The sequence below is a fragment of the Lentisphaera araneosa HTCC2155 genome (genome assembly GCF_000170755.1).
Taxonomy (GTDB): domain Bacteria; phylum Verrucomicrobiota; class Lentisphaeria; order Lentisphaerales; family Lentisphaeraceae; genus Lentisphaera; species Lentisphaera araneosa.
The window spans coordinates 256,637-268,999 of the sequence record NZ_ABCK01000007.1; the positions used below are offsets into that span (position 1 = coordinate 256,637).

Here is a 12,363-nt window from a genome sequence, read left to right on the forward strand (position 1 = left end):
TGAAAGAGATGAGAAATGAAAAAATTTACTTTAATAGAATTACTCGTGGTGGTGGCGATTATTGGGGTGTTGGCTTCTTTGCTTTTACCCGTGCTAGGAAAGACGAGGGAAGCCGCCAGACGAACTCAATGTGTGAATAATCAAAGGAATCATTCGACGGCAATGTTTATGTACTTCGATGATAACGAGCAGTCTCATCCAGCAGATAAGATTCAAGACTCTGCGGCGAGTGGTAATACTCGTCGTGGTAGCAATTGGTTCGGTAAAGCAGGGACGCAAAATGCAAGCATTACAGTAGCGATGCGCCCGCTTAATCAATATTTACAAAAGCAAAGTGAAACGGGTGAGATGCCTGTCGCGAAATGTCCTTCAGATCATCAAGATATGGATGAATATACAAAATGGGGTTCCTCCTATTACCGCAATAAAGAAGCGGCGATGCAAGATAGTTCTGACGGGGATTCACCCTCCTTGAAAATCACTGACATTATCAATCCATCAAAGCTAGTGTTACACGGTGAATTGGGTGGGATTTGGTCAATATCCAATGCAAATCGAGCACAGCTAGATAAGTTTTATACCCATACGGATTTGGGTGATACACGTTGGGTTTTGCAGTTCTCAGATGGGCATGTTGCCAATACTTACGTCATCCCTGGTGATGAGGGGTCAGCAGGGAATTATCTTTGGTTTAATGAATAAGGAAACAGGTGAAAAAATGAAATTATTATATTACATATTGACAGTATCAATGAGCTTGGGGCTCTGGGCTGATGAACGGCCGAATATCGTTTTGATCATGGCCGACGACATGGGGCGCGAAACAGTGGGAGCTCATGGGGGCTTGGATTACTCGACGCCCGTTCTCGACAAAATTGGTTCAGAGGGCCTGACTTTCGATCACTGTTATTCCTTGCCCATTTGTACGCCATCCCGAGTCAAAATCATGACGGGTCAGTATGGCTTTCGCAATTATCGCCAATTTGGTCTCTTGCCCTCGAGCGAAGTGACTTTTGGCAATGCCTTACAAAAGGCTGGTTATGCGACCTGCATAACGGGCAAGTGGCAGCTCGGTGGCGATCATCAGCAAATATTGAATTTTGGTTGGGATGAGTACTGTTTAACAAATGGAGTGAAGCCGAAGAATCCCCAAGACAAGCCTCTAATTCAGGGGCGCGAACGTTACTGGCAAACTGCCAATGTCATTGCCAATGGCAAGTATTATAAACCCCGTTGCCATTTTTATGGGCCGGACATGGTTAATGAATATGCTTGCGATTTTATTAAGCGTAAAAAAGACAAGCCCTTTTTCCTGTACTACCCAATGATTCTCCCTCACTCACCCTGGGCACCAACACCTCATTCGAAAGATGGTGATAAGAGCGGTGCTAAAGTTTCTGAAGTACGCTTTTTTAAAGATAATATCGAGTACATTGATCATCTCGTAGGCAATGTGGTGAAAGCATTGGAAGAGAGTGGTCAGCGCGATAATACCCTATTGATTTTTACAGGAGATAATGGCTCGGGTTACCCCGTTCCAGTGACGCGTTCCAATGAAAATATGAAACGCATTGTTTCCCTCAAAGGTTGGGGAGATTATGATGAAATCATTGTGGAAGCTGGAGAGAAATCACCAAAAAGTTCAAAAGGGATTCAAGAAGGTCCCATCACTCGAACAAGTTATGGAGAAATCCCTGGGCGTAAAAATTTGATGTTGCGAGATGGAACAGGTGTGCCTTGTGTGATGCAATGGCCAAAGTACAGCGCTCAGTATAATGAACACAAGCTAGATGATCTCATCGATTTTTCCGATTTTTTTGCGACCTTCGCAGAACTTGCGGGAGTGAAAGGTCAGTTTGAAAATGATGGCATCTCCTTTGCCTCGCGTTTAAAGGGTGAAGGCAAGAATTCTCGTGAGTTTGTTTTCTGTCATTATTGGAAGTCGGGCCGTGATCCACGAGGTGCGCGTGATGCGATTCACAACGGCAAATATAAGATCTATAATAACGGTGACTTTTTTGACTTGGAGAAAGATCCGGATGAGAAAAAAGCGCTCAAAATCACTGAGATGAATGAAGGGCAATTAAAAGCTCGTGCCGAATTGATGAATGCTTATTATCAATTGCGTGGGATGAATTTACCGGCGACGGAAGTTTCTGATAAAGCAGCCCCATCAAAGAAGAAAAAGAAAAACTCAAAGAAGAAAAAAGCATGAAGTTTTTATTCAGTTTGATGGGCTTTGTCGCCCTGCTTAGGGCAGCTGACAAGCCCAATATAGTTCTCGTCTTTGCAGATGATATGGGCTGGGGTGATGTGGCTTATCATGGGGTGGAAGATGCTCAGACACCCGCCATTGATGCAATTGCAAAAGGGGGCGTTTGGTTTGAGCAGGGTTATGCGGCGGCATCCGTTTGTGGGCCTTCTCGAGCCGGGATTTTGACGGGACGTTATCAGCAACTCTTCGGTGTGGTGACCAATGGCGATGCCGACAAGGGCATTCCCAAGAGTCAAAAAAATATCGCTGAGTTACTGAAGCCCGCGGGTTATAAATCAGGGGCTTTTGGCAAATGGCATTTGGGTAGTAAGAAGGGTCAATTTCCCAATGATCGTGGCTTTGATACTTTCTATGGTTTCCATTTTGGAGCTCATGATTATTACCGAGCAGATAAAAAATTAAACAAAAAGAAAAAGGGCTACGCACCCATTTACTTCAATCAAGACATTGTGGATTACAAAGAAGGCGATTACCTAACTGAAAAGATCACTGATCATGCCGTGGAGTTCATAGAAGAGAATAAAGATCAGCCCTTTTTCATGTATGTGGCTTATAACTCAGTACATTCCCCCTGGCAAGTGCCCGATGAATATTTAGCGAGAATCCCAGAGTCAGTTCCAGCGTATCGTCGACTCTTTTTAGCGATGGTTTTAGCCATGGATGATGGCGTGGGAAGAATACGCGCTAAACTCAAGGAACTCAACTTAGATGAGAATACGATTTTTGTCTTCACTACCGATAATGGCAGTCCTAAAATTGGTAACAAAAAGCCAAATGAAGGTCAATACCGCATGTCAATGAGTCAGGGCTTTCGAGGTTATAAAGGCGATACTTATGAGGGCGGAATTCGCGTACCTTTTTGTATGAGCTGGCCGAAGAAAATTAAATCGGGGAATAAGTTTGAAGCTCCAGTGATTGCTTATGACTTAGCACCTACTTTTTTAAGTGCTGCAAGTTTGGAGTACAGCACAAAGCAGTTTAGTGGCAAGGATCTGCTTCCTTATCTTGAAGATGAACAAAAAGGTCGGCCCCACGAAACCTTATTTTGGCATCGCCATAGTGGATTAGATGATTATGCCGTTCGTCACGGTGATTGGAAACTGACCTACAATGACCAAGAAGGGACGAGTAAAGACTTTTTGAAAAAGGTCCACCTAAAGCTCTTTAACCTTAAGCAAGATCCCTACGAAAAAAAAGATCTCGCGGATTCCATGCCCGAAAAACTTCAGCAGCTTAAACAACTCTATTTTAATTGGCATGAGACACATGCGAAGTAGCAAGCCGTTCATTTGTTGCAGAGTTGTCATCTGAGTCGATCGGGCTTCGCCCTGCAGATAAAAGCTGGGAGCCCCGCATTCCATGCGGAATTTGACTCGAGAGTTGACATTTAGAAGTCGTTTGAATGCCGAGCTCCCAGGGAAAACATAGTATGGCTTTAGCGTGTGAGATCAGAATAATGACTTAGGGTGGGAAGTAAGAAAATAATGAGTGAGTCGTCATATAATAAAAAGCAGGGGCGTAGTACCTTAAAATAGAATTTATAAAGGATACGATTTAATGAGAAATCTTGCTCTGCAGTTTTTATGTTTTGTACTTGCTTCACTGAGTGCGAGCGCCGCAAAACCCAATATCATTGTTATTTTAGCGGACGATTTGGGTTATGGTGATGTGAGTTATCATGGTACTTTAAAAGAGACCACGACGCCGCATATTGACTCCATTGCTCAAAGTGGTGCTTGGTTTCAAAATGGCTACTCGGCGGCACCCGTTTGTGGGCCCTCACGTGCGGGCTTATTGTCGGGGCGTTATCAGCAGCGTTTTGGCTATTATGATAATATCGGTCCCTTTACTTTAAATAAAGATGTGGAAGCGGGCTTGCCACTGAGTCAAAAATTGATTCCTGAAATCCTTGTGAAAGAGGGCTATGCGACGGGCATGGTGGGGAAATGGCACGATGGCGATCAACACAAGTTTTGGCCTTATAATCGTGGTTTTCAAGAGTTCTATGGCTTCAATAATGGCGCGATTAATAACTGGGTTCTCAAAGGCGAAAATCATACCGTGGATGAATGGGGAGCCGTCCACCGTGAGAATAAGCGCGTTGAAAATAGCGGAGAATACATGACCGAAGCTTTTGGTCGCGAAGCGGTCGAGTTTATCGATCGCCATAAAACCGAGCCTTTCTTCCTCTACCTCTCCTTTAATGCGGTTCACGGTCCACTTCAGGCACCCAAATCATACACCAATCAATTCAAACATATCAAACCTGAAAACCGTGCCCTTTGTTTGGCCATGCTAAAATCAATGGATGATAATATTGGTTTGGTACTCGAAAAACTTCGTAAGGAAGGTCTCGAGGAAAATACAATTATCTTCTTTACTTCGGATAATGGTGGTAAACTCAAGGGGAATTATTCTTTTAATGGTAAGTACCGTGGAGAGAAAAACACGGTCTTTGACGGTGGGCTCCACGTTCCCTATGCAGTGCAATGGAAAGCACAAATTCCCGCACAAACAAAAGCCTTAGAAGCTCCAGTGCACTCCATCGATTTAGCCCACACAATTTTCGCCGCTGCGGGCGTTGAAATCAAGGATGAATATAAGTTAGATGGTCGCAATCTTCTTCCCTACTTAAAGAATCAATCTGATTTTGATGACCGAAACCTCTATTGGGCGAATAACGCAAATATTGCCATCCGAGATAATAAGTGGAAGTACCTTAAGCAAGCAGGTAAAACTTACCTCTTTAATTTAGAAGAAGATCCCTATGAGTCGAACAACCTCGTGAGTCAGTATCCCGAAAAAGCTCAAGATATGCAAAAACGTCACGATGCTTGGCAAGCAAATAATGCACCACAACTCTTCGGCTGGAATCCCAATAATTGCAAATATAATGCAGGTTATCGCGGCAGAATGGGCGGTGAACACGGGAAGAATAAGAAGCGCAAAAAATAAGAGGGGTATCGGGAGGTATTCTCATATTGTGGTACTCGGGGGCAGCCCCGCACGCTGTGAGGGTTGCCACCCTCAACTGGCGGATGGTTTAAGGAGAGGTTTATGAGTATAAAATTACCAGTGATTTCTGATATGGTGTTACTCGGGGGCAGCCCCGAACGCTGTGAGGGTTGCCACCCTCAACTGGCGGATGGTTTAGAGATTAAGTGCGGGTGCTTTGCACAGGAGAGGGGCGCTGTCCCCCTCGAGCTCCCCTAGCAAGGACTTGCCAGTCCTTGACCAGGCATTCAAGTTTTTAACTCAGTTCTCTTTTGAGGCGAGCGACTTCGTCTTTGAGCTTGGTCATGACGCGTTTTTTATAAACCGCAATGGTGTTAGCAGGAATATCGAGTTCCTCACCCAATTGCTTGGGGAGTGAGCCTGCTGCGAGGCGTTTAAAGATGGAAATAATCTTTTCAGAGAAGCTCGGAGCAATATTTTCGAGGGCCATATTATAGATATAGTTTTCCCATTCTTTTTCGGCAATTTCTTCGATTTGATGTTCGCTAATTTGCTTGCCCAAGTCCCATAGTTCAGAATGACTTGCTTGGTCTTGGAGTTCCGTTTTTCGACTTTGCTTCCGACAGAAGTCACGAACCGTGTTTTTAGTGACTAAATAAAGCCAGGAACGGAAACGAGAAGTCTTGTCGTAGTCGAATTCGGGAAGCTTATTCCAAAGTTTAAAGAGTACTGCTTGGGTAATTTCTTCTGCATCGTGATGACGAAGATTGAGGCGCCGAGCAATGATATAGATGAAATGACGATAATAAAAGACAAATTCCTCCCACGACTTCTCGTCGTGCTGCAGGCGCACGCGCTCAAGTAGAGTGGCACGTGTCATGTGTTGTGGATTGTCTTTGTTCATTCATTACCCTTGTTGTAAACTACACTACGTCTACAAGTGGATTTAGTTTACAAATAAGCCATCTACCTATCATTTTTATTCATTATTTTTATGAAATTGCTCGCGTTAGGTAGTAATAAAAGGGTAATAGACTGACGAGCAATAGCATCAGTAAAGTGACAATGACTAAGCTAGAATTTTTACTTCTCTTTTCAGTATGGGGCAATTGAACAATAGTTTTCATAAGTCTCTCCGGTTTCGATTAATGTAAACAGGAGGGGCTCAGAAATCAAGTTTAATCTGTAAGCGAGAGCGACGAAGGTTTAGTCGAGGTGTCTTTTAGTGTACTCAGGGTAATTATCGCCCAAGTAATTTTTTAAAGACTTTATAGGCGAATTAGGGAGGTCGACGAGGATAAGACCATCTAGGGTGCCTCCAAATTCTTCATCAATGGAGAAGGAAGAAAAGGTGCCGCCCATCTTCATGTAGTGCTTGATGAGAGGGGGGATATCCTTGCCATCAGCTTCTAAATGTTTAATCAGAGAAGAGAGTTCCTCTGGATTGGAAACTTGAAGTCTGCGGCAGAGTGAATACGCTTCTTTACTCAATTTAAGAGATTTGCGTTTATCGCAAGGCTCAAGTTTATACTCATCTTTCACTAGTGAACTGGCAATAACAGCTCGTGAGAGTGGTGAGTAGAGTGAGCTAACAGATACACCACCGAAGAGGTAGCGGTAGCTTGGGTTTCTCATTATCCAAGTCCCGATTCCTTTCCAAAGAAGAAGTAAAGAGAATGGTTTACGTTGATATTCTGGACGTACAAAAGAGCGCCCAAGTTCAACAGCATTTTTGTGTTTTGCGATAAAGTTATCTGTATAACGATAAAATTTGGATGTGTAGAGTTTTTTGATGCCACCCTTATCCACAAGCTTGTCGACAAGCCCCATGCGATAAGCGCCAACTACTTCTTTTTCTACGCGATTCCACATGAAGAGTTGATAGTAATGTTTATCAAACTTGTCTATATCACATGAGAATCCACTGCCTTCTCCTGCTTGACGGAAAGTGATTTCACGCAGGCGACCAATTTCCAACATTGTTTGAGGCATTTGCTTCATGGTGGCGCAATAGACCTCGATATCTTTGTAGCTTAAGAGGTGGCAATCAGCGGGGAGAGATTCAATTTCTTTATTGAGTTTCTCTCTATCAATTTCTTGAATGATTGGTTCCTGATCAGTATTGCTATAATCAAAATCCTTATTCTTATTAACTTTCTCCCCCAGAAGAAGAGTTTGAAGGCGTAGGTAATTGATGCCACGATCATCGTCATCCCAACGCTTGATTGAACTTGGGGGGATGGGTTTACCGATGCTGATAGTGACTTTGCGCCCTTTTTTGGCAAATTCTCTTGGAAGAAGTGCCGTACGAAAGGCGGGGTGAACAGCTCCCATAGCGTTAAAAAGTAGGCTGTTACGTCCGGAGAAGTGCATGGTCACTACTGTGGCACCAGTCATTTTGGCAATGCGGAAAATTCCTGGGTTCCAATCGTCATCACTAACGCTGCCATACTGAGGTTTAAAATTGGCCACTGAACCTGCGGGGAAGACAGCGAGAAGTCCGCCCTTTTTCAGCCACTTGATTGAATCCATAAGTGGTTTGCGGTTTTGATCGCTACCCTTAGAGAAGGCGTCGACAAAAAAACAGTCTTGGTTAAAGTGATCAATCTGTGAAATGAATTTGTTGGCAAGAGCTTTTATATCGGGGCGAAGATCTTTGAGGATGCCCATGAGCATCATTCCATCTATGCCACCGTAAGGATGGTTGGCGACAATCATTACCGGCCCATCTTTAGGGATATTGGCGATTTGTTCTTTTTTAACTTTTACGGTGAGATTAATTTTTTCGAAGAAGCTTTCGACAAATTTTTTGGTTTCTTTGACATGCCTAGTTTGTTGATAAATATCATTGAGCTTATCAATACTCAGAACTTTATTAAAAACGGGAGCCGTTAAACTGAGAAGTTTATTTTGCTCTTTGTCGAGAAGAGATTCGATACCGATTTTCACATTATCTTTTTCAGCCTTAATCACAAAAAATCCTCATTTGTTTAGTGGAGATCATTTCTCCGAATTCCTGTTTATTGATTATAATTAAAAGGAGTGAGGTTAATTTTTTGTGAGTGCATTATTAAAAATAAGAAGCTTAAAAAGGCCTTATGTTAGGAGATCTTTAAACTTGTTAAGCTCGTGTTGTGACTCTCTGTTCAAAATGTAAAAATAAGTAAATTCTTGTTAAGAAATGAGTTGAGAATTCAACCATTTTATTTCAAAATTTAACCAATATAATGCTCGGATTATTTATCCAAGTTATAGTTATTCAATACTTTATGTTAAATGACACTGGAATTTGTAGTCCAGTTTTTTGTTTTGACTTGGAGTTTATCTTAAGGTATGGTTACTTTTGTACAAATATGTACCTTTATCTACGTGTACAACTTTACTTGAACGCCATTTTTTTCCAGTTATCCATAGGACCATACGTACGAAAATGACGAGCCAGCTTTTTCCAGATATGGTCTCTACTCAGTTTTTCTCAAAGCCCTTGGGAGCCTTTGGGCACTTCTTAAATTGACTATGGGTTAGTTATGTTCAAAGAGTTTTATAAAAAAGTATTTTCCCTTAGAAGGCTTGAATAATTGATTAAATTTTTGTTTTTCGTCTGAAAGTGTATGTCAGTGTGTTGTGAGCTGATTTTTGATTCTTTTTAGCCTCTGTGTGGACGATCGCTTTAGAGGCTTTAGGATGAGGAGAATTAATTAGGAATACTCCATGACTCATAATGATGTTTTACGTCGTCTGCGTTTCACGCTCAATATAAATAATGAGGCAATTATCGAGCTTTGTGAAAAAGGTGGTCGCACAGTAAGCGAGCAAGTCCTCGATCAGTACCTGAAGCGAGAAGATGATGAGGATTATGTAGAGTGTTCAGCGAAGGACTGTGAAGCCTTTCTCGATGGCGTCATTCTTTGGAAGCGTGGACCTAGAGATGGCGATGCGCCAAAGAAGAAGCTGAAGTTTGATAACAATATGATTTTGCGCAAGTTGCGTATTGCTTTTGAATTGCGTGATACGGATATGTTAAAGGTTTTAGACCTTGCAGATATGCCAATTTCGAAGTCTGAGCTCAGCGCTTTCTTTCGCAATGAAAAACATCGAAATTACATGGAAGTGCAAAGCCAGCTTTTACGTCGTTTTATGGTCGGTTTGGACAAGTATTTACGTCAATAGAGTATGAGTTACAATAAAAAAGCAGCCCGAGTGAGCTGCTTTTTTGTGGCCTATGGATGAAAAGGATTTACTCCCACTCAATGGTTCCTGGAGGCTTGTTGGTAACGTCGTAGAAGACGCCTTCAAGTTCGGCCTTTTTGCGAATTTCGCTAATCATCTCTGAGAGTTGGTTTTGCGGAATGCGCGAAAAGCTTGCCGTCATCGCTTCAGTAGAGTTGATGGGGCGGAGAACGAGTGATTCACCATTAAGTGTGCGACCCACTGGGAGGAGAGCTACTGGCATTTGCCAGATATCTTCGTAGAGGCCTTTATCGAAAAGGTAATCAGTAACAACTTGGTCAGCTTCACGGAGGCGGTCGAGACGCTCTTTATTAGTGTCGCATTTGTGAAGTAAGATTTCGCCACTCCAGTCATCGCCACCAGCATTGTAGATTACGCGGTTAACTTCAGGAAAGCGGTTGGTGAGTGAAGTTGAAATTTCCTCGAGTGTTTCCCAATCGGCTTTGCCGCTGATGAGGCAAGGGTGAGCATATGTGCGGGCATCGCCTTGAACACCGACCGACTTTACTGGAAGGATGCGACCCGTGACCTTGTACTTTTCTAAGAAAGTGTTGATGCGAGCTTCGGCTTCTGAGTAATCTTCACTACCTTCTGAGTCGGAGCAGAGGAGGCGAACGCCGAGTCCTGGTCCGGGGAAGGGGTGACGCCAAACGAGTTTGTGTGGGAGGCCAAGGAGTTCACCGAGTTCACGAACTTCATCTTTGTAGAGTTCTGCGAGTGGCTCGATCACTTTGCCTTGATTAATGAGTTCCTGAATGCGGTCAACGCGATTGTGGTGCGTTTTGATGAGGTGTGAGTTTTCTGTTCCGCCGGACTCAATTGTGTCGGGGTAGATTGTGCCTTGGCCGAGTAGCCAGCTATCGTCCACGAGATCGGATTCTTCGACAGCTTCACACTTCACGTCGAGGAAAGTATCGCCAATAATGACGCGTTTAGCTTGTGGTTCACTGACGCCTGCAAGGTTTTTGAGGAAAGTATCGCCTGCGTCAACAACGTGGAAATTAGAGAAGCCCGCTTGTTTGAGTTCTTCTTTAACCCATGCCGATTCGTCTTTGCGCATGAGGCCGTTGTCAACATGAAGTCCGTAGACGTTTTCGTCGCCTAAGGCTTTGTTGAGTAGGGCGAATGCTACATTTGAGTCAACACCGCCGCTTACGAGTAAGAAAACTTTTTTACCGGCGTTTTCATGACGAATATTGTCAATGCTTTGCTGCATGAAGGCTTTGATGTCCCATTCGAAACTGCAGCCACATTGTTTGAGGAAGTTCTTCATGAGCTTCAATCCGTTCTCAGAGTGGGTGACCTCTGGGTGGAATTGTAAGCCAAAAATTTTCTTCTCGAGATTTTGAACGGATGCTACTGGGCAATCGGGAGTGGCGGCGGTGATTTCGAAACCAGCAGGGATTTCTGCCACTGAATCACCGTGACTCATCCACATAACTTCAGAATCACCGAGGCCTTCGTAGAGGGGGGATTCGAAAGATTTTGCGACGCGCGCAATACCGTACTCTTTAACTTCGCCTGGTTTTACTTGTCCGCCAAGTGTTTGGCAGATGAGTTGGTGGCCATAGCAAATGCCCAAGATTGGACCATTGAAGTTGAGTATATCTTTGTTGAATGAGGGAGAGTTTTCAGCATAAACACTCGAAGGGCCGCCAGAAAAAATGAGACCCTTGTATGAGCTGAGAGTACTGAGTTCAGCAGTAGGGGAAACGATTTCTGAGTAAACACCCATTCGACGTACGCGGTTGGCGATAAGGTGAGCGTATTGTCCACCAAAATCCAAGACACCGATTTTATCCATTGTCGTTATTCCAGATAGTTAAAAATTAAGAAAGGGGAAGGTAGTGCGCATGCACTTAAATACAAGCTATTTGGAAGAGCGAATAGAGGCTAAAAAGCGAAAGGTTTTTAGGGGCTAATTTCTTGCTGGCTTAGGCAGTGGATGGCGCCGCCTTCGAGGATGAATATTCTACAATCAATGGGAATTATCTTTTTGTTGGGGAAGCAGTTCTGAATAATGTTTTGAGCGCGTAAATCATTTTCTTTCTGATCAAAGGATGGGATGAAGACAGCCTTGTTTGAGATTAAGAAATTCGTATAAGAAGCAGGCAGGATTTCGCCTTCGTGGAAGATGGGGTCGGGGAGCGGAAGCTCGAGGATTTCGAGTCCTTCGCCATTGGGGGTTCGGAATTTCTCTAGCTCTTTTAGGTTTGCTTGGAGCTGTGTATAGTTTGGGTTCGTGGCGTCGCAAGTGCAAGTTAGTATGCCTCTTTCTTTAAAGAAGCGCGTGATATTATCAATGTGCCCATCCGTATCATCATTGATGAGTCCGTCATCTAAGATAATGAGTTCATCTAGGCCGTAGTGAGTTTTTATGGCCTGCGTCACGTCTGCTTGTTGCTCGGCTGGATTGCGATTGATGTTGTGGATGACGCTCTTGGTGGTGATGCCGAGTCCTGCTCCGTTGGTGTCGATGGCGCCCCCCTCAAAATTGAACTTGCTTTTTGTGAGTTGCAGAGAGGAGTGGTCAGCTATTTGCTGAGCTACGGCATTGTCATTTACGAAGTCCGCAAACTTCCCGCCCCAAGCGTTAAACTGCCAGCTTAAAAGTTGTGTTTGATCGCTTTGGCTGTAAGTGAAAATTGGTCCGTAATCACGGATCCAGACGTCATCGGTTTTGATATCAATGAGGGTGATGTTGTCTCTTGTGCTTAAATGTGCTAGCGCTTGGTCTTGATGGGATTTTTCACAGAGGATTTTGACGGCTGTGTGTGGCGCAATGGTTTCTACGAGCTTTGCGAACTCCGCAAAAATATGCGGTCGTGAATTTGGCCAAAGTTTTTCTGAACAGGGCCAAGCAAGATAAATGGCGGATTGAGGATGCCATTCGGCGGGCATGC

10 protein-coding genes are annotated in these 12,363 nt (G+C 43.7%); 6 read left to right on the plus strand and 4 right to left on the minus strand.

Features of this window, described 5'->3' with window-relative positions; all coding sequences use genetic code 11:
- Positions 1-15: 15 nt before the first annotated feature.
- The 5 genes from LNTAR_RS09395 to LNTAR_RS27165 all read left to right on the plus strand — a co-directional run bounded on the left by LNTAR_RS09395 (position 16) and on the right by LNTAR_RS27165 (position 5,488).
- Positions 16-702, plus strand: a complete 687-nt coding sequence (locus LNTAR_RS09395; protein WP_007278452.1) for a DUF1559 family PulG-like putative transporter — start codon at positions 16-18, stop codon at positions 700-702.
- Positions 703-718: 16 nt separating this feature from the next.
- Positions 719-2,215 (plus strand): sulfatase-like hydrolase/transferase, encoded by a 1,497-nt coding sequence (locus tag LNTAR_RS25490; protein WP_157473438.1) that lies wholly within the window; start codon positions 719-721, stop codon positions 2,213-2,215.
- Positions 2,212-3,552 (plus strand): sulfatase-like hydrolase/transferase, encoded by a 1,341-nt coding sequence (locus tag LNTAR_RS09405; RefSeq protein ID WP_007278454.1) that lies wholly within the window; start codon positions 2,212-2,214, stop codon positions 3,550-3,552. Before LNTAR_RS25490 ends, LNTAR_RS09405 begins: the two co-directional genes overlap by 4 nt.
- Before the next feature lie 280 nt (positions 3,553-3,832).
- Positions 3,833-5,230 carry a sulfatase family protein gene (locus tag LNTAR_RS09410; protein ID WP_007278455.1) on the plus strand — a complete coding sequence of 466 codons (1,398 nt, stop codon included), beginning with the start codon at positions 3,833-3,835 and terminating at the stop codon, positions 5,228-5,230.
- A gap of 102 nt (positions 5,231-5,332) precedes the next feature.
- Positions 5,333-5,488: a hypothetical protein gene (locus LNTAR_RS27165; RefSeq protein ID WP_007278456.1), complete on the plus strand. Its 156-nt coding sequence runs from the start codon at positions 5,333-5,335 to the stop codon at positions 5,486-5,488.
- A 37-nt stretch (positions 5,489-5,525) separates the two neighbouring features.
- Here LNTAR_RS27165 and LNTAR_RS09415 read toward each other — a convergent pair whose 3' ends face one another.
- A complete protein-coding gene (locus LNTAR_RS09415; protein ID WP_007278457.1) occupies positions 5,526-6,134 on the minus strand; it encodes an RNA polymerase sigma factor in 609 nt (202 codons plus the stop codon).
- A 302-nt stretch (positions 6,135-6,436) separates the two neighbouring features.
- Positions 6,437-8,203, minus strand: a complete 1,767-nt coding sequence (locus LNTAR_RS09420; RefSeq protein WP_007278458.1) for a lysophospholipid acyltransferase family protein — start codon at positions 8,201-8,203, stop codon at positions 6,437-6,439.
- A 738-nt stretch (positions 8,204-8,941) separates the two neighbouring features.
- Here LNTAR_RS09420 and LNTAR_RS09425 point away from each other — a divergent pair.
- Complete coding sequence (locus tag LNTAR_RS09425; RefSeq protein WP_007278459.1) at positions 8,942-9,400, plus strand: YehS family protein; 459 nt, start codon at positions 8,942-8,944, stop codon at positions 9,398-9,400.
- A gap of 67 nt (positions 9,401-9,467) precedes the next feature.
- Here the strand turns inward: LNTAR_RS09425 and guaA are convergent, their stop codons facing one another.
- Complete coding sequence (gene guaA, locus LNTAR_RS09430; protein WP_157473456.1) at positions 9,468-11,273, minus strand: glutamine-hydrolyzing GMP synthase; 1,806 nt, start codon at positions 11,271-11,273, stop codon at positions 9,468-9,470.
- 98 nt (positions 11,274-11,371) lie between these two features.
- The gene (locus tag LNTAR_RS09435) at positions 11,372-12,361 is read right to left on the minus strand and encodes an agmatine deiminase family protein (protein ID WP_162026381.1); all 990 of its coding nucleotides are present in this window, start codon (positions 12,359-12,361) and stop codon (positions 11,372-11,374) included.
- Positions 12,362-12,363 lie beyond the last annotated feature (2 nt).